The organism is Bacillus sp. 3255, from assembly GCF_031456485.1.
GTDB lineage: Bacteria > Bacillota > Bacilli > Paenibacillales > NBRC-103111 > Paenibacillus_E.
Genome location: NZ_JAVDUS010000013.1, coordinates 15,336 through 37,053 on the forward strand (window position 1 = coordinate 15,336; position 21,718 = coordinate 37,053).

Below are 21,718 nucleotides of genomic sequence, written 5' to 3' on the forward strand. Positions count from 1 at the left end.
GATGAAGCATGTAATGGGTGTCATTAATTTAGTGAACGAACCGGATGATCTGGAGGAGTTAACGTATTTCCGCTGCCCAGCATCCGTGCCGTTCGGCGGGCGCTACCGGTTAATTGATTTTACATTGTCGAACATGGTCAATTCCGGCATCGATAACGTCGCCGTGTTTACCCAGCACAAATATCGTTCCTTGATGGATCATCTGGGATCCGGCAAAGAATGGGATCTCGATCGCAAGCGGGGCGGGCTGTTCGTACTCCCTTCTGTACTGGATGAGCCGACAGGCGTTTCACGCGGCGATCTGTACCAATTCTACAGCCACCGGGACTATTTCTATCGCGGCAAAGAAGAGCTCGTAATTATTTCCCGCAGCCATATGGTATGCAACCTCGATCTGCGCGACGTCGTTCGCCATCACGAGGATACGCAAGCGGACATTACCGTCATTTACAAACAAACGGATGAGGATATCCAGGGCAAATTCCGCCGTCTGGCGGTCAAAGAGAACGGACAAGTAACTTTGATGGAAGATCATACCGGCAGGCTGCGGACGAACAACATTTCCATGGAAATGTACGTGATGAGCAAAGCACTGCTGCTCGATATGGTGGAATCATGCTTGGCGCAAGGCTACGATCATCTCGTGCGTGACGGCATTATGAAAAATATCGATAAGCTCAGCGTTTACGGCTATAAGTTCGAGGGCCATGTCGGTATCGTGAACTCCATTCAAGGCTATTACAAACATAGCATGCAGCTGCTAAATCCGGCGATCTGGCGGGAATTGTTCTTCCAGAAGAACCTGATTTACACCAAAATCAAGGATGAGCCGCCGGCCAAATATTTGGAGTCCGCTTCTACCAAAAATGCGCTGATCGCAAACGGCTGCACCATCGAAGGCAAGGTGGAGAACAGCATTTTGTTCCGCGGTGTGAAAATTCGCAAAGGCGCTTATGTGAAAAATAGTATCATTCTCCAAAACTGCGAAATTGAGGAGAATGTCATCATCGAGAACGCGATTCTCGATAAGGATGTCTTCATCTCCCGCGGACGGGTGCTGACCGGCGATAACAAAGCGCCGTTTATCGCTGCCAAAACGAAAGTTATTTAATACTCATAATCGAAACCAAAGCCGAGAAAAGCCTGCCTTCCATAGGCGGCTTTTCGACTATTATCCGAGGAGTGGAAAGATGAAAGTATTGTTTGCCGCTTCAGAAGCTGTACCTTTCATTAAAACAGGCGGATTGGCCGATGTGATCGGTTCGCTGCCGAAGGAGCTCGTAGGACAGGAGTTGGACGTTCGCGTTATTTTGCCCAAATACGGCGACATCCCCGCGAAATACCGCGATGCCATGAAGACTGTCGTTACACATGATATCTATATCGGCTGGAGAAAGCAGTATATCGGTATTCAGATGCTGCAGCAGGACGGGGTCACGTTTTATTTCGTCGATAACGAATTCTACTTCAAGCGCCCGGGTATTTACGGCTATGGGGACGAAGCGGAGCGCTTCGGCTTCTTCTGCAAAGGGGTCATCGAGACGCTGCCGCTGATCGATTTCCAACCGGATGTCATTCACTGCCACGATTGGCAGACGGGGATGATCCCTGTGCTGCTGAAGGCTCACTATAAGCATCTTCCGTTTTTTAGCCAGATCAAAACCGTGATGACCGTACATAATCTGAAATACCAAGGCGTCTTCAGCCAAGATCTGTTTAAAGAGCTGTTCGGCTTATCGGATGACCATTTTACGGGAACGGCGCTTGAGCTGCATGGCGGTGCCAGCTTTCTCAAAGGCGGTCTCCTCTATTCGGACCGGTTAACGACCGTGAGCCAAACCTACGCCGAGGAAATCCAAACGCCGTACTACGGCGAATATTTGGACAGCCTGCTGCGTCACCGGAGAGACCAGCTGACTGGCATTGTCAACGGGATCGATTACGATATCTTCGATCCGATGACCGATCCGCATCTGGCCGTCAATTACCGGGATTCGCTGCCGAAGAAGGAAATGAACAAGACGGCGCTGCAGGAGCGGCTCGGCTTGCCGATGAAGCCGGATGTGCCCATGATCGCTTTGGTCACGCGATTGGTGCAGCAGAAGGGGTTAGACCTCATTCAGCACGTTCTTAAGGAAATACTTCAGCTGGACATTCAACTTGTTGTGCTAGGGACGGGCGAGCACGGATATGAGCAAATGTTCCGCGACGCCGCTCTAAACAATCCGGACAAGGTATCGGCTCAAATTATGTTCGATGAGGCCTTGGCGCATCAGATCTACGCGGCTTCGGATCTGTTCTTGATGCCTTCCCAATTCGAGCCTTGCGGCATCGGCCAGCTCATTGCCCTCCGGTACCGCTCCGTGCCGATCGTACGGGAAACCGGCGGCCTTAAGGATACCGTACAGCCTTACAACGAGTTCACGGGAGAGGGAACCGGCTTCTCCTTCCGGGATTACAATGCGCACGATATGCTGCATACGATCCGGCGTGCGGTCTTCTTCTACAAGAACGACCGTGATGCTTGGTTGAAAATTGCACAGAACATGAAAAAGGGCGATTTCAGCTGGAAAAAATCCGCGCAATTGTATATCTCGCTGTATAGGGAAATGGTCTGATTCTCTTCATTTTTCACCGGCTGTTGACGATAAAATAATGTCAGGTGAAATTCGGCAGGGGAGGCAGCAGTGCAGCATGAACCCGACAAACGTGATCTTAACGGATGCGGATATGTATCTGTGCATGCTCTTTCAAACACCGGTTGAGGTGTGGTTTGACGATGAAATGGAAGACGCGGGGACTTGTATAGAAGCGTATTCGGAAGACGTCATTAAAGTAGGCGGCGTGTACTATCTGAGAAAGCTTTGTCTTATTAAAAAAGCGGCATAGCCTAAGCATAAACCTCTTATTCGGCATATGAATAAGAGGTTTTTTCGAATTTTGCCGAAATAAGGTATAATATTCCTGATCCGCTGACATCAAAGGTTGGGAGTGGCGCTATGGATTTGTTCTCACATGCATTAACGGTCTTATTTATCATTAATATTTTGCTTGCTCTTACGGTTGTATTCCTGGAACGCCGGAACGTGGCCGCGACATGGTCTTGGCTGATGGTCCTGTTATTCATACCGATTCTGGGTTTCTTGCTTTATGTCATTTTCGGGCAAAATTTGAGCCGCCGCAAGCTCTACAAGTGGAACAAACGCATGCTGGAGCGTGTTCAGAAGCTTATCTCCGAGCAGCGGGAGTCGCTGATGAACGGTACAATGACTTATCTGGATCCGATGGTCGAACAATACCGGGACTTGATTTATTTGAATGTCGCCTCCAACAATGCCTTTATCACACAGGATAACAATGTCCATATTTTTACGGACGGGATCACGAAATTCAACGATCTGCTGATGCACATCGAAGCGGCGCAGCATCACATTCATATGCAGTATTATATTGTGAAAAATGATTCGCTCGGGCAAAGAGTGATGCAAGCGCTGACGAAGAAAGCGCGCGAAGGCGTGACCGTCAGATTGCTGTACGACGATATCGGTTCGCGCTCGCTCAAAGATTCGTTCTTTCGCGAGTTCCTTCAAGCCGGCGGACAGAGAGCCGCCTTCTTCCCTTCGCGGATTCCGTATTTGAACTACCGGGTCAACTACCGCAACCATCGGAAGCTGGTGGTCATTGACGGGAAGATCGGCTATATCGGCGGCTTCAATGTGGGTAATGAGTATCTCGGGATGGATCCCCGATTCGGCTTCTGGCGCGATACCCATCTCCGTTTGACGGGAAGCGTCGTTCGCGCCTTGCAATCCCGGTTCTTCCTTGATTGGAATTTGGCCGCGGCGACTCCGGTAGAAACGGAGATGCCGTATTTTCCGGCGCTCGAGCATGCCGATGGAGCGGAGCGGGTGCCGATGCAAATCGTGGCGAGCGGTCCGAACGAAGCTTGGCCGCACTTCGTCTATACGTTTCTCAAAATGATCCATATGGCGAAGAGCCGGATCCTGCTGCAAACGCCGTACTTCATTCCCGAAGAAAGCATGCTGAATGCGCTGCGGATCGCGGCCTTATCCGGCGTCGACGTGCGGATCATGATTCCTCAGAAAGCGGATCATCTGTTTGTTCATTGGGCGTCGTTATATTATGTCGGGGAGCTGCTGCAGGCCGGGGTCAAATGTTACCTGTACGATTACGGATTCCTGCATGCCAAAACAATTGTCGTGGACGGCAAAGTCGCATCGGTCGGCACCGCGAACTTCGACATCCGCTCCTTGCGGCTTAATTTCGAGACGAATGCGCTGATGTACCATGAACCGACGGCGAAGCGGCTGGAGAATACGTTCTGGAAAGACATGGAAGGATGCATGGAATTGACGCTGGAGGAATATGAAAAGCGCTCTCTGCGAATCCGGTTCCTGGAATCCGTCTCGAAATTAATATCCCCCATTTTGTAAGCGTAAAAAAGATCACGTGATCTCTCCTGCGAAGGGAAAGAGCGTGATCTTCTTTTATTCATGGATTCGATTGAGTTTTAATAGACCGTTTCGCCGTTGTCGTAATTGAATTGCCAGTGAATGCCGAATTTGTCTTCCAGACTGCCGTAGGCTTTGCTCCAGAACGTTTCTTGCAGTTCCATTACGATTTTGCCGCCTACTTTGAGCTTGTCGAAGGCCGAATGAATTTCTTCCAGATTCGTACTGATGAGTGAGATGGAAATGTTGTTTCCTGCAACGAAAGGCATGCCTGGGAATACGTCCGAGAACATGACATTGCTGCCGCTAATGGTGAGTCTCGCGTGCATGACCAGGGACTTGGCTTCTTCCGGGAGCGGGTAATTCGGATCGGAAGGCGTATCGCCAAAAGTCATTATTTTCGGCGTTTCACAGCCGAATACTTCCGCGTAATATTCCACCGCTTCACGACAATTTCCGTTGAAATTCAAGTAAAAATCTAAAGACAAACCAATCACTCCTCGTCAATTGATCATTCACAATTACTTCCATATTGTATCATTTTGCTTGTCCATTATTCAATTTATGAAATATGAATTTATCGTATCGTGGCGTCAATGGTCAGCTTTTCTGAAATTCGGAAGGGGTCATGCCGGCCAGCTTCTTGAAAACTCTCGCGAAATAGCCGGCATCGTCAAATCCGACCTTCTCGGCAACCGCCTTGACCGGTATGCCGCCCTGTTTCAACAAATATTTGGCCTCCTTGATGCGGACATGCTGCTGAAAATCCGTAATCGTTGATCCCGTTTCCTTCTTGAACTGCCGTGATAGATGTGCCGGATGCACGCGGCAAGCATCGGCCAGCTCTTCCAAATTCAGCAGCTTGTTAGAGTGGAGCGATACGTATTGGACGGCTTTCCGGATTAAAGGTGAGAACCCATTGACCGCTTGGGAGCGGACCAGCGAACAATAGTCGTTGAACATGGACGTCATCAGTTTATTCAGTGATTCGATCGTATCGGACCGCTCGATTCGTTTGGCGAATTTCTCTGAAATTTGGTGCAGATAGAAGGGCTGGACGCCGGCGTTTCTCGCTGCAATGCGCAGCAAGGTATTCAAAATGATAATCGCATTCCGCAGAGCTCTTACGGGCTGGTTCGGAAACCTATCGGAGAAGTCGTACAGGTTTCTCATCTTCGCCCGGACTTGCTGCAGCTGTTCCGCATCGCCATGCTGTACGGCACGCATCATCTCTTGTTCGATTTGGTAGCGCAGATCGATGAGATCGATGTACTCCTCATCGGGCTGCAGCAGCAGCTGGTGTTCCTGCAGAGCCGCCTCTGGATGCTGTTCCGGCGCCAGTTCTTGAATCCGGGCTTGAGCGAAGGAGTCCAAGTTGGCCAAGATGTTGGCCAGGCTCTGCACTTTGGCCAAGCTGATTAATTTTAACCCCCGGTAGAACGCTTCGAGCTCAATACGCTTCGGCTGATCCATTCGATAGGTCGCATGCAGCTGGTTGACATCCGGAACCTGCAATAAGAATGGGCCGACAACGAGACATATCGCCGGCTCTCCCTCCTGATGCAGCGCCTTGGCCAAATAAGTTAATCCCCATTCATTCGTCAGCTTGCAGACGGTGTCGGACTGTTTGGCCGCCTGCGCACCGAGAGAGCGAAGATTCGCCAGCTGCCCTTCCTTCAAGAAATCCGGCAGATGATCATGCTCGTGTTGGAGCGATGCGGCTCCGTGATGATTGAGAATGACCGTATTGATATCGGTCAAATGAAAAATGGACATGGAGATGGCGGAAAGGTGGAGGGGCTGCATAAGCATAATAATTTCTCCTTGGTGTTAATATTGTCCTAATAACGCTAACTGACTTCTATTTTTATTCATTGAATCTCAGTATAATCTTATTTGTTGGGGTTGAAAACGAGAAAAAGGAGAAATGACCGATGTTATATCCAATTGTAACGGAGTCAAGGGGCGTTATTGATCTAAACGGCATTTGGAAGTTTAAACTGGATTTTGGAAAGGGCTTTCAAGAATCATGGCACGAGTCGCCTCTGAAGGACACGATATCTATGGCTGTGCCTGCTTCCTTCAATGATGTCGGCGTGACGGCAGACATACGCAATCATGTCGGCTGGGTGTGGTATGAGCGAGACTTCGCGGTGCAGAACCTGCTGTTCTCGGAACGCATCGTCCTTCGGTTCGGCTCCGCAACGCATAAAGCCCGTGTCTATGTGAACGGGAACCTTGTGGTCGAGCATACAGGGGGGTTCACGCCTTTCGAAGCGGAGATTCATTCGTATTTGAATTCGGGATATAACCGGTTAACGGTTGCTGTTAACAATATCGTGGATGAATCGACGCTGCCTGTCGGGCACTATAGCGAGCAAGAGCTTCCGGGACGCGGCCGGGTCGCCAAGAACAGCCCGAATTTCGATTTCTTTAACTACGCGGGCATTCATAGGCCTGTCAAAATATATACGACACCGCACACGTACTTAAAAGACGTGACGATCGTGACGGGCTTGAATGCGCAGGCGGGCATTGTCCATTATTCGGCGGAAATTGTCGGCGAGGCGGAACTTAAGGCGATGATCCTCGACCAAGACGGTCAAGCCGTTGGGGAAGCCAGCGGTGCCGAGGGGACGATTGAAGTGGCGAACGCGCAGCTCTGGCAGCCGTTGAACGCGTACTTGTACACTTTGAAGATAGAACTTATCCAAGGCGGTCAAGTGGTTGATGTTTATCGGCAGCCTTTCGGCATTCGAACCGTAGAGGTCAAGGACGGCAAATTTCTCATTAACGATCAACCCTTCTATTTCAAAGGCTTCGGTAAGCACGAGGACACGCCGATTCATGGAAGAGGCTTCGACGAGGCGGCGAACGTGCTCGACTTCCGATTAATGAAGTGGATTGGCGCCAATTCGTTCCGGACGGCGCATTATCCATACTCGGAAGAATTGATGCGGTTGGCTGACCAAGAAGGGCTCGTCGTTATTGACGAAACGCCGGCAGTTGGGCTGCATCTGAACTTCATGGGAATGTTCGGGGGCGGAACGAAGCGCAAAACGTGGGAAGAACTGACAACGCATGAGCCTCATCGGCAAGTGATTCGCGAGCTGATCGCCCGAGATAAGAACCACGCCTGCGTCGTGATGTGGTCCATCGCCAACGAGCCTGCTTCCGAGGAGGAGGGGGCGGATGTTTACTTTAAGCCGCTGGTCGAGCTGGCCAAGGAGCTTGATCCTCAGCGGCGCCCGGTGACCATTGTGACTCATCTGATGTCTACTCCGGAAACGTGCAAAGTAGCGGAGATGGTCGATGTGCTGGCGCTTAACCGCTACTATGGCTGGTACGTGCAAAGCGGTGATCTGGAGGCTGCCAAACATAAGCTTCGCGCTGAATTAACCGGCTGGGGCAAGCGCTGTCCAGGCAAACCGGTCATGATGACCGAATATGGCGCCGACACCGTTGCGGGCTTCCACGATGTGGACCCTGTGATGTTCACCGAAGAGTTCCAGGCTGCCTACTTGCAGGCGAATCATGAGGTTTTCGATGAATTCGCCAGCTTTGTTGGCGAGCAGGTGTGGAATTTTGCCGATTTCAATACGAGCCAAGGGGTTATTCGTGTGCAAGGGAATAAGAAAGGCATATTCACGCGGGACCGCAAGCCGAAATATGCGGCACATGAATTGCGGAAAAGATGGCAGTCTATCCCTGATTTCGGGTACAAAAATAGCCCAATGGAGAGATAAGCCAAATCTAACGGACACCAGAGCCGTTAAATGCGTGACAAGCGCGGTTGTAGAAATCTAACGGACACCAGAGACTCAATTTGCCGGAATCGGTGCGAAATCGCACGGATTTCGGTCGAATAGCGGTACGTGTGTCCGTTAGATTTCTATTTCGGCCGAAAATGGCCGAATAAGAGCTCCTGTGTCCGTTAGCCGTCAGCCGGCTTGACGGACCGGATGTGGAGCTTGCGGCGCAAGCTCTCCCGGCGTCGGCGACAGGAGGCTGAGGCAGCAATCGAGGACACCACATCCGTTAAGTGCGTGCATGCACGAGCGTACACCCGAGACCTAATTTTCCGGAATAGGTGTCAAGTTATTTCGCACGAATCTCTGATGTCTCGTCAACGCGCCCGACTAGTCTAACTACTCCAAGTAGTCATCACTACCTGCCAAACAAGCACTCAATAACATTGAACGCACGCATCATTTACATCAACCACTGTTCGGAGCCGTCAGCTGATTATTGCTCCGGTAGCAGCTGCTCCTTTTTGCGAATAGCGGGATATTCTCCCGCTAATATCTCCAAGGTTCCGCCTTCTAGCTGCACTAACTGGAAATTTTCACGTTATTTCAGCCGAAAATGCCTGTTTACAGGGGCATGGCGGCTGATTAACGGGAGACATTCCAGTAATTCCGCTACAACGTTCATTTCGGTAAAATTAACAGATGAATTCCTCTTAACCGGATATGACATCCTACACCACTCGCTACGTCACATAGACGCGCCCACTAATCTAGCTACTCCAAGTAATCAGCACTACCTGCCACACAAGCTCTCAATAACATTGAACGCACGCATCATTTACATCAACCACTGTTCGGAGCCGGAAGCTGATTATTGCTCCAATAGCGGCCCTGTTATATCTTCGAATCCCGCTTTCTTGCTGCCGTAAACTGGGGATTGCGAAATCGACGGATTCCGGGCAAATAGTGGCACGTGTGTCCGTTAGCTCGACTACCGGCGGCGGCCCAAGCCGCGCCCAAGCTCTCTGGCGGCGCTGGCAGGCCGCCGAGGCAGCAATCGCGCTTCGCGAAATCTAACGGACACCACAGCCGTTAAATGTATCTCAAGCGCGAGCGAAAAAATCTAACGGACACCAGAGACCCTATTTGCCGGAACCGGTGCGAAATCGCACGGATTTCGGGCAAATAGCGGTACGTGTGTCCGTTAGATCAACATTTCGGCCGAAAACAGCCGAATAACAGCTCCTGTGTCCGTTAGCCCGCGCCGATTGGGCTGAACGGACCGAACCAGAGCTAGCAGCGCAAGCTCTGCTCTCCTGCGGTGTCGCCCAAGCTGCGCCGCAAGCTCTGCTCTCCTGCAGTGTCGCCCATGCTGCGCCGAAAGCTCTCCCGCCAGCCGCCCCCGAGCCGCACCTCCTTATGCCGAATAGCTGTTCGACGAAAGCGTCTTCGAATGGCGAAGCTTTTTCGCCATAATGCAGTACCCCATGCCGACGTAAGTCAGGCCCCAGAAGAAGGCGAAATATTTGTTATCCTCAATAGGCAGGAACATGGATAAGATCATCAGAAGAATCAGTGCGGGGATCCAACGAGGAAACACTTTGGCCATGTAAGTCACAACCATAAACACGAGCGTGCCGCCCATAAAGCCGATCATCCCGAACATCCGGGTAATATTGACCAGCAACCCCTCCGGTTGAACGGCGTTAGCGCCGCCTGCGGCAAATTGGGACCAGAGCATGGCCGTTGTCAAAATATTGCCCACGATGATTGCAAGAATCGTAATCATGCCGATGACGCCTGTTTCTCTGGATTGAACCATGTAAAGTACGATGGACCCCACCGACATCAGTACGCATGCGATTAAGCCTGTAGTCAGTTCTTGCGTGCTGTCCGTCCCCCAAATCAGCGACGCCGGCGTCATCCCCATGCGGAATACACCTGCCAGTATACAAATAACCCCAAACCATTTGACCAATAACCCTTCATTCATTGTTAATCATCCTCCAAATCTGTTTGTGTGCTGCTCATGTACTTAGCATACAGGGGAGGTCATCACGGTTCCTAGAGCAGCCCATTCCTGATTTTCGGGAAGCTGTGCCAGAACCATATCGGGAACGGTCGGGAAAGCGCCGGGAATTTCGCATCAGACTGTATTCAGAGGTCCGCCAGGCAAGCTATAATAGTAAAAAGAAAGTTTAGAATGGCGGTGCCACCATGTTTACAGAGTATACGAAAGCAGGGAGTCAGGATGGGGTATCGCCCCGGCTAACCACAACTTGGAAGATCCGGACGGCTCAATGGCTGGTGCTAAGCTTCAGCGCGTTGACAGCCGTGCTGTTCATAGCAGCGATCCCAGACTATTACAATTCATTAGTAGATTCATGTATTTTGCAAGGCTGTGGAAGATTGGTCCCGGCCATGCCGGTGCCCGCGGAGGGACTAACCCTGGAGCAGTTTGCGCTCATTTTTGTGATGATCGACAGCTTGTTCACACTAGCCTTCTACGTGACATCGGCGATTATATTGTGGAAGGGCTTCCGGGAACCGATGGGCCTGCTGGCCGTTGTTGCTATGGTATCTTTCGGCACCACGTTTCCGGCGCTGGTTATGGTAGCATCGAATGATAATATGTTTACTTATTATTGGTTTCTCTTCGTATCCATGATAAGCTGGGCATCTTTGTCCTTGTTTTTATTGCTTTTTCCGGACGGCAGGTTCGTGCCCAAATGGACGCGGTATGTTTTTGTCATGATTATGATTGTGAACAGCATCTCGCTCTTATATCAAGGGAACATGTGGGAGACGTTTCATATCCCCGCGGTCATTCAGTTTCTGTGGTATGGATCCTCCACGCTGATTTTGATTTATTCGCAGGTTTACCGGTTTCGCCATGTGGCGTCAGCGGCTGAAAGACAGCAAACCAAATGGGTCGTCTACGGGGCGTCGGTCGGAATTGTCGGGTTTATCGGCATGAGCGCTTTTTTTAACCCGAATATGAATGATGGATCCGCCATGACGTATGTGTATTTAAATGCATTTCTGAACTTGTCATTGACGGCCATTCCTATCACCCTGATGTTGGCTGTGTTACGGCAAAGGTTATGGAATATCGATCCGCTCGTGAATCGAACGCTCGTATACGGATCCCTGTCGGTATGTGTTGTGCTCATCTATACGTTGACGGTTCTTTATTTGGGACAGCTCTTCCAAACGGGCAAGGATTATATAGTCTCCTTACTGGCAACGGCCGTTGTAGCCGTAGCCTTCGCCCCTTTGAAGGAATGGCTGCAGAAACAGATCAACCGCATGATGAAAGGCCGTCACGACGATCCGTACGCCGTCCTGCTTGAGCTCGGGAATCTGCTGATTCAGCCCCAGGCGCCGGAAGCCATGCTGAACGCCGTCGTCTTCACGGTGAAGAATGCGATGCGTCTGCCCTACACAGCGATTTATGCCGGTGTCGGCGGTCAGGACACGCTCGTCGTGTCGGCCGGCGAGCCGATGCACGAGCTCCATGTTATGCCGATCATTCATCGCGGCGAGGAGTTGGGGACGCTGCAAATCGCCAGCCGTTCGTCCGGCGAGTTATTCACGTCGGAAGATAACAAATTCCTGGATGTGCTGCTGAGGCAAGCGGGACCGATCGTGGAGAATTGGCAAATGACGCAGGGCATGAAGCTGCTGGCCCAAGATTTGCAAGAGTCCAGGGAGAAGCTTGTGCTCGCGCGGGAAGAAGAAAGGCGGCAAATCCGCAAAAATCTGCACGACGATCTGGCTCCGAAGCTGGCCGCGCTCGCGCTGAATGCCGCGACGGCTCAGATCTATGTAGAGAAGCAGCCGGAGGTAGCCATCGAGATGCTGGTGGATCTGCGTAAAGTCATCCGCTCGACGGTGGACGATATTCGCACGCTAGTTCATGATTTGCGGCCGCCTACGCTCGATGAACTTGGGTTGATCGGGGCTATACAGGAACGGATCACGCTTTTGACCAAGCCCGCAGCCATGTTAGCGGGTGAAGAAGGAACAGAGCCGCTGCGCATTCAGCTGTATGCTCCGCAGCCGCTGCCCCCTCTGCCAGCCGCCGTGGAAGTAGCGGTGTACAGGATCGTGACGGAATCCTTGGTGAATGTTGTGAAGCATGCCCAAGCGACCACTTGTGCCGTGAGGCTGGAAGTGTCCGATTCCAATCAGCTGCAGGTGGAAATCGCCGATAACGGTAAGCCGTCCGGTGCTCCGCCGGCCCATGCCGCCGTTGGCGGCAAAGGCGGCATCGGACTCGTATCGATCAAGGAGCGAGCGGCCGAATTAGGCGGCCAATGTACGATAGAGCGTCCGGCGTCCGGCGGAACGAGGGTATTAGCCATTCTGCCGCTGCCAGTCAGTGAAAAATAGCCAAGATGAGGAGCAGAACAATAGCGATGAAAATAATGATTGCAGACGACCACCCGATCTTTCGCAGCGGCGTGCGGAATTTAATTAAAACGACGGACGATTTGGAAGTGGTGGGTGAAGCGGCTTCCGGGGATGAGGTGCTGCGGCTTGCGGAGCAGTGTCAGCCGGATATCATTCTAATGGATATTCGAATGCCGGGGCTGAACGGAATTGAGGCGACGCGGCTGGTCAAAGAGAAGTTCCCGCACATTCAGGTGCTCATCTTGACGATGTTTCGCGATGATCAATCCGTCTTCACGGCTATGCGCGTAGGTGCCAAAGGCTACGTGCTTAAAGATGCCGACGAATTGGAGCTGCTGCAGTCCATTCGAATCGTTGGAAATGGCGGAGCGGTATTCAGTTCGGACATTGCATCGCGCATGATGCATTTCTTCTCCTCGCCCAAAGCCCTCCAGGCAGCGGAGCATCCGGCGCTTTCCGAGCTCTCCAAGCGGGAGATGGAGATACTGGAACGGATCGCCGAAGGCGATACGAATGCACAGATCGGAGCGCGTCTGCATATTAGCGCCAAAACCGTCGCCAACAACGTGTCGATGATTTTGAACAAGCTGCAAGTCGTCGACCGTAATGAAGCAAGCCGGCTGCTGAAGGAATTTCGGGAAGGGGAATAAGGAAGGGAAGGCCAGCGATCGCTGGCTTTTTGGCATCCTGCCGAAACGTGCACAGAAAGTCGGACGTGATCCCGCCGGTTTTGTTATTTTGAATTAAGAGGGAGGTTAGCCGGATCATGCTGGAGCATTGGAATCGCGCTTTGAATTATATCGAACTTCAGTTGACGGAAGACGTTGACGTTCAAGAAGCAGCCAGATTGGCGTTATGCTCGGAGTTCCATTTTAAACGGATGTTCACTTTCCTTGCCGGGATACCGCTGGCCGAATATATTCGCCGCAGACGATTGACGCTGGCTGCCTTTGAGCTGAGCCAAAGCCAGACGAAGGTCATCGATGTTGCGATCAAGTACGGGTACAGCTCGCCGGACGCGTTTACTCGCGCGTTTCAAAGTCTGCACGGGATTACCCCGTCCGAAGCAAGGATGCATGGACAACCGCTTAAAGCCTACCCTCGAATGACATTTCAATTGACCGTTAAGGGAGGAGACGCTATGAATTACCGTTTGGAAGAGAAAGAAGCTTTTCGAATTGCCGGCATCATGCGAAGGGTACCGATTGTTTTCGAAGGGGTGAACCCTGAGATAGCCGCCATGTGGGGGAGCTTGACTGAGGAGAACATCGTTCAGCTCAAGCAGCTGTCCAACATTTCGCCGAAAGGATTAATCAGCGCATCGGTGAATTTCAGCGAGGAACGCATGCAAGAGAAGGGGGAGCTCGATCATTATATCGGCGCAGCGACAACCTCGGATGTTCCGGAGCCATGGGCAGTGATTGAAGTTCCGGCAGGCACCTGGGCCGTATTCGAAGCCGTCGGTCCTTTCCCCGAGACGCTGCAAAACGTGTGGGGCCGCATCTACAGCGAATGGTTCCCGTCATCCGGTTACGAGCAGGTCAACGGACCCGAGATTCTCTGGAACGAGCATAAAGACACGTCATCGCCGACGTTCAAGAGCGAGATCTGGATCCCGGTCGTCAAAAAATAAACGCAATGAACGAAGCCTTTGGCAGCCGGAACGGCTGTTAAAGGCTTTAGTCGGTTTTGCGAATGTTTCACTGTTTTGCGAATAATCCATAATTATGTGCATTATCCGAATTACTGCGGATTGGAATGCGCCGCAAGCGCGTCTATAGTTAGGCTTAAGTTGATCTGTACCAGCATCAACGCACAAAGGAGGGATTGCGGGCATGAAGCTGGCCGTTATTGGAGCAGGCGCAATCGGCATGAAACATTTGGAGGCAGCCGCTGCGGTTGAGGGACTGGAAGCCGTAGCGGTTGCCGAGCTTAATCCATCTCTCGCCCAGGCTGCAGCCGAGCAATTCGGCATTCGCGCTTACTCGGATTACCAGGTGATGCTGCAGCAGGAGAAGCCGGACATTGCGGTCATCGCGCTGCCGCATTTCCTGCATAAGGAGGCGGCGATCCACTGTGCGGAGCATGGCGTACATCTGCTGCTTGAGAAGCCGATGGCGCTGAATACGGCGGAGTGCGATGAAATTATAGCGGCTGCAGACCGGTATGGCGTTAAGCTGATGGTCGGCCATACCCAGCACTATTTTCCCGAGAACAGGGAGGCCAAACGGATCATCGAGAGCGGCGAACTCGGACAACTTGTGATGATTCTCGATACGCGGCATGTTCACTATTTGAGAGAAGACAGGCCGGCCTGGTTTCTGGAGAAGCGGAAATCCGGCGGAGGCATCATAACGAATCTGGGATCGCATTCCATTGATAAAATTCAATGGATGACGCAGAGCCGGGTGACCAAGGTGAGGGCTTCCGTCAGCTATCTGGATGACCGCTTCGATGTGGAGGGCAGCGGCGTCATCTGGCTGGAGACCTCTTCAGGCGTTCGGGCGACAATCGCGCAATCCGGATATCCAGGTGTGTCGCGCAATGAAACGGAGATTATCTTCACCAAGGGAATGCTCAAGCTGGAAACAGGTAAGGGGCTTGCCATCAGCCGCAACGGGGGATATGTGCAAGTGCCTTTGGAGCCGGCGGGTCAACCGCTGGCCATGCAATTGTTGGATCTCATGGAGGCAATAACAAATAATCATATACCGGATTGTTCAGGCGCCTACTCCAAGTCCGTCATCTCCGTCATAGAGAGCGTGTACGCTTCTAGTAGGACAGGAACCGAGCAGGTTGTTCGGGTGTAAACCCACCGTTCGTTATCATACCGATTCAGGAGGATGAATGAAATGGATAAAAAAGTGAGATTTGCCGTCATCGGCGCGGGCGTTATCGCTCCTTCCCATGCCAAAGCGATTGCAGGTAATTCGGAAGCCGAGCTGGTGGCCGTTGCGGACGTTGAGCCGGATAAAGCCAACAAGCTTGCCGAAGATTTCTCCATTCCTTACGTTTATCGGGATTATCAGGAACTGCTGAAGCGGGACGACATCGACGCGATTACGGTTGCCGTTCCAAGCGGCTATCATGCCGAGGTAGTCATTGCCGCAGCCGAAGCGGGCAAGCATGTATTAGTCGAGAAACCGCTCGATATTACGGCGGACAGCATGACGAGAATGATCTCCGCATGCCGCCAAGCGGATGTCAAGCTTGGCTGCGTATTCCAGCGCCGCGTAACTGAAGCGTCCATCGTCGCGAAGCAGGCGATCGAATCGGGCAAGCTTGGGAAGCTGGTGCTGGGGGACGCCTATCAGAAAAGCTACCGCAGCCCGCAGTACTACAAAAGCGCAGGCTGGCGCGGCACCTGGGCGATCGACGGCGGCGGCGCTTTGATGAATCAAGGCGTGCACGGCATTGATTTGATTCAATGGCTGATGGGCGATGTGCACTCCGTGTTTGCATACTCTTCCGCGCTTGTGCGCGAGATCGAAGTGGAGGATACGGCTGTAGCTGTCGTGAAATATAAGAGTGGAGCCTTCGGCGTCATTCAGGGAACGACGTCCGTTTATCCCGGACAAGAAACCCGTTTTGAGCTGCATGGCGAGAAAGGAACGATCATCTTTGACGATTCGGGCTTCAAGCAATGGAAGTTTGCGGATCATGAGGAAGCGATGCCTCAAGTCGTACCAAGAGTGAGCGCAAGCAGCGATCCCGCGCAAATTGCGAACGACGGTCATTTCATTCTGGTCGACGATTTGATCCAGGCGATTCGGGAGAACAGGGATCCTTTGGTATCGGGGGAAGAAGGCAGGAAGGCTGTCGACTTGATTCTCGCGATCTATGAGTCGGCGCGCACGGGGAAAGAGATTACATTGAACTAGACGGCGAGCAGGTGGAGGCTTGATCTGGCTTGATCTGGCATCGCCCGAAGGAGGACGGCTATCCATATGGATCCGATTGTTGGCAGACATTACCGTACAGGCGCTATAATCGAAGTAACCGCATCCGAAGGCTGCCTGCAAGAAATTCAAATGGCGGACTCTTCACCATATGATTCTCAAGGGCAAGTAGAGAAGCTGCCTTGGATTGCCCCCGGGCTCGTTGATTTGCAAATCAACGGATACCTTGGCATGGACTTCAATCAATCACCGCTTGCCATGGAAACGGTGATTGAGCTGACGCATGCGCTCTGGCGCGAAGGAGTCACTTCGTATTATCCGACCTTGATCACGAATGCGGATGGCCCGATCGAGCAAATACTCGGCGCCATATCCGAAGCTTGCCGCATCGATCCGCTGACCCGCAGCTGCATTCGCGGCATTCATCTCGAAGGGCCGTTTATTTCTCCGGAGGACGGACCGCGAGGCGCGCACGGCAAGGCGTATGTGAAAGCTCCGGACTGGGAGCTGTTTCAGCGCTGGCAGGAAGCTGCGGAAGGGCGGATTGCGATCGTTACCATGTCGCCGGAATGGCCGGAGGCGGACTTGTTCATCCAGCAGTGCGCCGCAAGCGGGGTGATCGTATCGATCGGGCATACGAATGCCTCGCCTGAGCAGATCCGCGCCGCTATTGCCGCCGGTGCGCAGATGTCCACGCACCTGGGCAACGCCGCTCATCTGATGCTGCCCCGGCATCCGAACTATATTTGGGAGCAGTTAGCCGCTGATCAGCTATGGGCCTGCATGATTGCCGACGGCTTTCATTTGCCGGAATCGGTGTTGAAAGTGTTCATGAAGGTGAAAGGCGATAAGGCGATTCTTGTCAGCGATGCCGTATATTTGAGCGGACTTCAGCCGGGCACGTACACCACGCATATTGGCGGCGAAGTCGTGCTTGCTCCGAGCGGCAAGCTGCATCTGGCGGATAATCCCAACATGCTGGCCGGCTCCGCCCAAATGATGCTCTGGGGCATTCAGCATCTTGTTAAGAATGGCTTGAGCAGCTTGGCTGACGCTTGGGATATGGCGTCGGTGCGGCCATCTGCGATAGTGGGTCTGCCTGCAGCCCAGGGGCTTGAGCACGGCGCTCCGGCGGATTTCGTACTGTTCGAGTCCAAGGAGGACGGTTCATTGCGCTTGCTCAGCACTTATAAGTCGGGCAAGCCGGTTTACACCGCTGCTTCAGCTGTACCGCCAACGAATACAACGAACGAATAGAGAGGATGTTGAGCATGACTGCACAGAACGAGTTAACTATCGGTATGATCGGTTTAGATACCTCGCACTGTCTCGCCTTTGCGAAGCTGCTGAATGACCCTGCCCATGCCTATCATGTTCCAGGGGGGAAGGTAACCGCTGCGTATGCCGGCGGTTCGCCTGATTTCGAATTGAGCTGGTCGCGGCTGGCAAAGTTCACAAGCACGTTACGCGATGAGTACGGTGTCGAGCTCGTAGATTCGCCGGAGGCTGTCGCGGAACGGTCGGATGCGATCCTGCTGACGTCGGTGGACGGACGCGTGCATTTGGACCAGTTCCGCCGTATTGCCCCTTCCGGCAAGCCGGTATTCATCGACAAGCCGTTCGCCGTGACGACGGCGGATGCCCAAGAAATGGTGCGGCTGGCCGCCGAATACCGCGTGCCGCTCATGAGCGCATCCTCGCTGCGCTATGAGCAAGGGCTCGTTGACGCGCTTGCAGAGGAAGCGTCGCCGATTATCGGGGCTGACAGTTACGGCCCCATGGACATACAACCTACGCAGCCCGGGCTGTTCTGGTATGGGATTCATGCGGCGGAGATGCTGTACCGTATACTGGGCCAAGGCTGCGTCCAGGTGACGGCCTCCACGAATGAAGACTACGAATTGGTAGTCGGCATTTGGCAGGATGGCCGAATCGGGACGATTCGCGGGAACCGCAGAGGGAACAAAACGTTCGGTGCGGTCATTCATCGCGAGAACATCACCCGGTTCGTTGACGGCAGTCTGTCTGAGAAGCCTGTCTACGCGGGACTTTTGGAAGACGCCATGCGCATGTTCCAAACGGGAACTCCAGGGATCGATCCGCAGGAAACGGTCGAGATTATCCGTTTCCTGGAAGCGGCCAACGAGAGCCGGACCACCGGCAATACCGTCCTGCTGTAGCCGTATGGCCATCTGCCGGCTATAACGCAAATGTAAAGGAGCGAACAAGAGATGATAGAGGACCGACTTGGCGTCATTAGCGATGAGGTCAGCGATGATTTCATAGAAGCGCTGGACTGGATAAGAGCCGAGGGTTTAAAGTACGTGGAAATTCGCACGGTGGACGGCGTCAATGCGGCGAACCTGAATGATGAGCAGGTGGAGCGCGTTCGGACGGAAGCCGCCAAGCGCGGGTTGCGCATATCCGCATTGGCTTCTCCGTTGTTCAAATGCGCCCTCGATCCCTCCCGATCCGTCGCCTCCGGCGACCGGTTCGGGCAGGCGGAGGAGAGCGTAGAAGCGCATTTCGCCAAGCTCGAGCGGGTCATTGACATTGCCAGGAAGCTCGGCACCAGCTATATCCGCATCTTTTCATTCTGGCGGGAGAGCAATCCCGCACAATATGCGAATGAAGTCGCCGATCATCTGAAGAAGGCTGCAGCTGTCGCGGAGCGGCATGGTGTGACTCTGCTGCTGGAGAATGAAGGATCTTGCAATGGCGGCTATGCATCCGAAGTGGCATGGTTCGTTCGCGAGATCGGCTCTCCCGGTTTGAAAGCATTGTGGGACCCCGGCAATGAAGCATTAGGCGTATATTGGTCATATCCCAAGGTGTACAACGAGGTCAAAGATTTGTTGGCCCATGTTCATCTGAAGGATGCTTTCATCGACAGCATGGGCAACCCCGTCTGCGTTCCGATCGGCTCGGGTCGAGTGCCTTATCTGCGGCAAATTCTCGACCTGGAGGCTCAGGGCTATCAAGGGCTGTACGTGATCGAGACGCATTACATACCGCCAGGCGGAAGTAAAATGGACGGAACGAAGAAGTCGCTGGAAGGACTTCGAAGGCTGTTGAACCATCGAACGGTCCAAGAGGAGAGAGCGGGCCACCTCAACGTGAAAGTGTACGAGAATCGCCGGGGGATGGGGGCCGCTGCGGCGGAGGCGGCAGCGGCGAAGATCAAGGAGCTGCAGTCGCGGAAGGAGAACGTGCGGATCATCTTTGCTGCCGCCCCGTCACAGAACGAATTCCTGGCGGAGCTCGTCCAGCAGCAGGGCATCGATTGGTCGCGCATTACTGCCTTCCATATGGACGAATATATCGGATTGCCGGACGATGCGCCGCAGAAATTCAGCCGCTTCCTCACCGATCGCTTGTTCGATCTCGTTCATCCGGGTGAGGTGCATCTGATCCGAAGCGCGACGGAAATCGAGCAGGAATGCCGCCGTTACAGCGAGCTCCTCGCGGAAGCGCCGATCGATGTCATTTGCCTCGGCATAGGAGAGAACGGTCATATCGCGTTCAATGATCCGCCGGTCGCCGATTTCGCGGATGAGCGGATGATGAAGCCGGTCGAACTGGACGCGGCATGCCGGCAGCAGCAGGTCAATGACGGCTGCTTCCCGGACTTTGACGCTGTGCCTACGCATGCGCTCACCTTGACGATTCCGACGATGATGTCCGGAGCGCACTTGTTCTGCATCGTCCCGGGGCCGAACAAGCGCGATGCGGTTAGCCAGACGCTGCACGGACCTCTGGCGGTAGCTTGTCCGGCTTCCATCCTGCGGACACATCCGGACTGTACGTTGTTCACAGACCTGGATGCTTACGGTTCGGTGCAATAACAACCAAGAGGGTGTCGCTTGAGCCGTGATTACGGCTGGGCGACACCCTCTTGGCACGTTGTTAGCTACTCCGGCATGCTGCACCGCAATGAGGTTCTGTACTTCGTGTAGTGCACATACTCTCCGCTCATCCAGAAGAGCAGCGTGTGTCCGTCACGACCGCCACGGGTGAGGAACGGCCGCACTTGGTGACACGGGGAGCTGGCTGTGACGGGAGCTGAAGACCAGGTGGCGCCAAGATCCTCCGTTTGCCACCGCTCGATTTCGAAAACTCCGTTCACTTCGCGGGAGAGGAAGACAACGGACGGGTCGCCGTGATCGAGAATGATGCCGCCGGAATAATAAGGCTCCGTCTCGACGGCACCCTGCGGCGTTCGGGGAAACCAGCGTCCGGCGGCCGTCAGCTCATTCGTCACCCATCTCCCGCCAGCCCAACGGCTGTAATAATAACGGTGATCTTCGAGGGAGTTGAATACGGCATAGACGATGACGGGATTTCCTTGCTCATCGTGCGCGATATCCCATATCCAGGCGTTACGGCCTGCCGCCTTACCGTCAAAAACGATTTCGAGTTCGGCTATTTCGAGCGGTAAATCCGCCATTTGCTTGACCAACGTAGCATCCGCACGGTAGACGGCGCCTTTCGCATAACGGGCGTAATAGATACTATTAGAAGGCTCAACGTTCGGATGTCCGTCGGTGCAAGCGAAGTGAATCGTATCCCTGCCGTTGGATGCGTAACGAATATAAGGCCGCTGCCCCTTGTCCATGATCAAGGTGCGCACCGGAGACCACGCGTTCAGCTCCAAGTCGGAGGTCACGCTGAAATTCGGCTTGAAGTTGCCTCCCCGCCAGAACAGATAGAGCTGCCTTTCAGCCGCCAGATAGACCGGGGTTGGATACGTGTAGCCGTAATGCCCGCTCGTATTCGCCGGCAGCGTCTGCTCCGCTCCGAAGGAGGATAAGTCTTCCGGTAGTTGTGTCCTGCGGTAGTACATCGAATCCCCGTTGTGCGCGGAATAGAAAATCGTGATGTGCCCAGCGTCATCGATATACAGCGAAGGATTGGCATGATCGTCCTGCTGCAGCGCCGGACGAATCAAGAACGATCGGTTAGTGCCCAGCGTATGGTCGAAACAACCGATCCACACATCGCCGGCGCTGCTTAACCAGCCGGCGTACGTGCGTCGGTGCCGTCCCTCGTAGTAGAGGGCGCGCGGGTCGGCGAAGAAACACCAAGCTCCGTCAGAGGTGAATTCCTGAATTGAAGTTAATTGAATGGTCATCACGGATCTCCTTATCAATCATTCGTCGTATGGAAGTCAATACCGATGGTT

At 53.3% G+C, this 21,718-nt stretch carries 17 protein-coding genes; 13 read left to right on the forward strand and 4 right to left on the reverse strand.

All coding sequences use genetic code 11. From position 1 onward, the window contains the following. Position 1 precedes the first annotated feature (1 nt). The 4 genes from glgD (at position 2) to cls (ending at position 4,454) form a co-directional block, all read left to right on the forward strand. Complete coding sequence (glgD, locus tag J2X61_RS19590; protein WP_274468193.1) at positions 2 to 1,111, forward strand: glucose-1-phosphate adenylyltransferase subunit GlgD; 1,110 nt, start codon at positions 2 to 4, stop codon at positions 1,109 to 1,111. A 79-nt stretch (positions 1,112 to 1,190) separates the two neighbouring features. After that, positions 1,191 to 2,618 carry a glycogen synthase GlgA gene (glgA, locus tag J2X61_RS19595; protein ID WP_274468195.1) on the forward strand — a complete coding sequence of 476 codons (1,428 nt, stop codon included), beginning with the start codon at positions 1,191 to 1,193 and terminating at the stop codon, positions 2,616 to 2,618. Between the two features lie 76 nt (positions 2,619 to 2,694). Further along, positions 2,695 to 2,889 carry a hypothetical protein gene (locus tag J2X61_RS19600; protein ID WP_274468196.1) on the forward strand — a complete coding sequence of 65 codons (195 nt, stop codon included), beginning with the start codon at positions 2,695 to 2,697 and terminating at the stop codon, positions 2,887 to 2,889. Positions 2,890 to 2,999: 110 nt separating this feature from the next. After that, positions 3,000 to 4,454, forward strand: coding sequence for a cardiolipin synthase (gene cls, locus J2X61_RS19605; RefSeq protein WP_274468197.1), 1,455 nt, complete (start codon positions 3,000 to 3,002; stop codon positions 4,452 to 4,454). A gap of 77 nt (positions 4,455 to 4,531) precedes the next feature. Here cls and J2X61_RS19610 read toward each other — a convergent pair whose 3' ends face one another. Then, positions 4,532 to 4,960 carry a VOC family protein gene (locus J2X61_RS19610; RefSeq protein WP_274468198.1) on the reverse strand — a complete coding sequence of 143 codons (429 nt, stop codon included), beginning with the start codon at positions 4,958 to 4,960 and terminating at the stop codon, positions 4,532 to 4,534. Positions 4,961 to 5,072: 112 nt separating this feature from the next. Beyond that, a complete protein-coding gene (locus J2X61_RS19615) occupies positions 5,073 to 6,284 on the reverse strand; it encodes a helix-turn-helix transcriptional regulator (RefSeq protein WP_274468199.1) in 1,212 nt (403 codons plus the stop codon). A gap of 122 nt (positions 6,285 to 6,406) precedes the next feature. Here J2X61_RS19615 and uidA point away from each other — a divergent pair, with 122 nt between their 5' ends. Further along, the gene (gene uidA, locus J2X61_RS19620; RefSeq protein ID WP_310189938.1) at positions 6,407 to 8,218 is read left to right on the forward strand and encodes a beta-glucuronidase; all 1,812 of its coding nucleotides are present in this window, start codon (positions 6,407 to 6,409) and stop codon (positions 8,216 to 8,218) included. Positions 8,219 to 9,638: 1,420 nt separating this feature from the next. On the opposite strand, the gene J2X61_RS19625 is transcribed toward uidA, so the two are convergent. Beyond that, entirely contained in the window at positions 9,639 to 10,214 is a 576-nt protein-coding gene (locus tag J2X61_RS19625; RefSeq protein WP_274468201.1) for a hypothetical protein, read from the reverse strand. 224 nt (positions 10,215 to 10,438) lie between these two features. Between J2X61_RS19625 and J2X61_RS19630 the strand changes: the two genes are divergently transcribed. From J2X61_RS19630 to J2X61_RS19665, 8 genes are all read left to right on the forward strand, one after another. Next, on the forward strand, positions 10,439 to 12,616 hold the full coding sequence (locus J2X61_RS19630; protein ID WP_310189940.1) for a GAF domain-containing sensor histidine kinase: 2,178 nt from the start codon (positions 10,439 to 10,441) through the stop codon (positions 12,614 to 12,616). 26 nt (positions 12,617 to 12,642) lie between these two features. Continuing rightward, the gene (locus J2X61_RS19635; RefSeq protein WP_274468203.1) at positions 12,643 to 13,287 is read left to right on the forward strand and encodes a response regulator transcription factor; all 645 of its coding nucleotides are present in this window, start codon (positions 12,643 to 12,645) and stop codon (positions 13,285 to 13,287) included. 116 nt (positions 13,288 to 13,403) lie between these two features. Then, on the forward strand, positions 13,404 to 14,270 hold the full coding sequence (locus J2X61_RS19640) for an AraC family transcriptional regulator (protein WP_310189942.1): 867 nt from the start codon (positions 13,404 to 13,406) through the stop codon (positions 14,268 to 14,270). A gap of 202 nt (positions 14,271 to 14,472) precedes the next feature. Beyond that, positions 14,473 to 15,447: a Gfo/Idh/MocA family protein gene (locus J2X61_RS19645; protein ID WP_274468205.1), complete on the forward strand. Its 975-nt coding sequence runs from the start codon at positions 14,473 to 14,475 to the stop codon at positions 15,445 to 15,447. 42 nt (positions 15,448 to 15,489) lie between these two features. Continuing rightward, on the forward strand, positions 15,490 to 16,518 hold the full coding sequence (locus J2X61_RS19650) for a Gfo/Idh/MocA family protein (RefSeq protein WP_310189944.1): 1,029 nt from the start codon (positions 15,490 to 15,492) through the stop codon (positions 16,516 to 16,518). 66 nt (positions 16,519 to 16,584) lie between these two features. Beyond that, a complete protein-coding gene (locus tag J2X61_RS19655) occupies positions 16,585 to 17,793 on the forward strand; it encodes an N-acetylglucosamine-6-phosphate deacetylase (RefSeq protein ID WP_310189946.1) in 1,209 nt (402 codons plus the stop codon). 14 nt (positions 17,794 to 17,807) lie between these two features. Next, on the forward strand, positions 17,808 to 18,716 hold the full coding sequence (locus J2X61_RS19660) for a Gfo/Idh/MocA family protein (RefSeq protein ID WP_310189947.1): 909 nt from the start codon (positions 17,808 to 17,810) through the stop codon (positions 18,714 to 18,716). A gap of 51 nt (positions 18,717 to 18,767) precedes the next feature. Continuing rightward, positions 18,768 to 20,381: a TIM barrel protein gene (locus J2X61_RS19665; RefSeq protein ID WP_310189949.1), complete on the forward strand. Its 1,614-nt coding sequence runs from the start codon at positions 18,768 to 18,770 to the stop codon at positions 20,379 to 20,381. A 65-nt stretch (positions 20,382 to 20,446) separates the two neighbouring features. On the opposite strand, the gene J2X61_RS19670 is transcribed toward J2X61_RS19665, so the two are convergent. Then, complete coding sequence (locus tag J2X61_RS19670; protein WP_274468210.1) at positions 20,447 to 21,667, reverse strand: BNR-4 repeat-containing protein; 1,221 nt, start codon at positions 21,665 to 21,667, stop codon at positions 20,447 to 20,449. Positions 21,668 to 21,718 lie beyond the last annotated feature (51 nt).

Coding starts and splice junctions, on each gene's coding strand:
- glgD (WP_274468193.1), top strand. CDS start 2: ATGAAGCATGTAATGGGTGTCATTAATTTAGTGAACGAACCGGATGAT.
- J2X61_RS19600 (WP_274468196.1), top strand. CDS start 2,695: ATGAACCCGACAAACGTGATCTTAACGGATGCGGATATGTATCTGTGC.
- cls (WP_274468197.1), top strand. CDS start 3,000: ATGGATTTGTTCTCACATGCATTAACGGTCTTATTTATCATTAATATT.
- glgA (WP_274468195.1), top strand. CDS start 1,191: ATGAAAGTATTGTTTGCCGCTTCAGAAGCTGTACCTTTCATTAAAACA.
- uidA (WP_310189938.1), top strand. CDS start 6,407: ATGTTATATCCAATTGTAACGGAGTCAAGGGGCGTTATTGATCTAAAC.
- J2X61_RS19645 (WP_274468205.1), top strand. CDS start 14,473: ATGAAGCTGGCCGTTATTGGAGCAGGCGCAATCGGCATGAAACATTTG.
- J2X61_RS19665 (WP_310189949.1), top strand. CDS start 18,768: ATGATAGAGGACCGACTTGGCGTCATTAGCGATGAGGTCAGCGATGAT.
- J2X61_RS19640 (WP_310189942.1), top strand. CDS start 13,404: ATGCTGGAGCATTGGAATCGCGCTTTGAATTATATCGAACTTCAGTTG.
- J2X61_RS19655 (WP_310189946.1), top strand. CDS start 16,585: ATGGATCCGATTGTTGGCAGACATTACCGTACAGGCGCTATAATCGAA.
- J2X61_RS19635 (WP_274468203.1), top strand. CDS start 12,643: ATGAAAATAATGATTGCAGACGACCACCCGATCTTTCGCAGCGGCGTG.
- J2X61_RS19625 (WP_274468201.1), bottom strand. CDS start 10,214: ATGAATGAAGGGTTATTGGTCAAATGGTTTGGGGTTATTTGTATACTG.
- J2X61_RS19630 (WP_310189940.1), top strand. CDS start 10,439: ATGTTTACAGAGTATACGAAAGCAGGGAGTCAGGATGGGGTATCGCCC.
- J2X61_RS19650 (WP_310189944.1), top strand. CDS start 15,490: ATGGATAAAAAAGTGAGATTTGCCGTCATCGGCGCGGGCGTTATCGCT.
- J2X61_RS19660 (WP_310189947.1), top strand. CDS start 17,808: ATGACTGCACAGAACGAGTTAACTATCGGTATGATCGGTTTAGATACC.
- J2X61_RS19615 (WP_274468199.1), bottom strand. CDS start 6,284: ATGCTTATGCAGCCCCTCCACCTTTCCGCCATCTCCATGTCCATTTTT.
- J2X61_RS19670 (WP_274468210.1), bottom strand. CDS start 21,667: ATGACCATTCAATTAACTTCAATTCAGGAATTCACCTCTGACGGAGCT.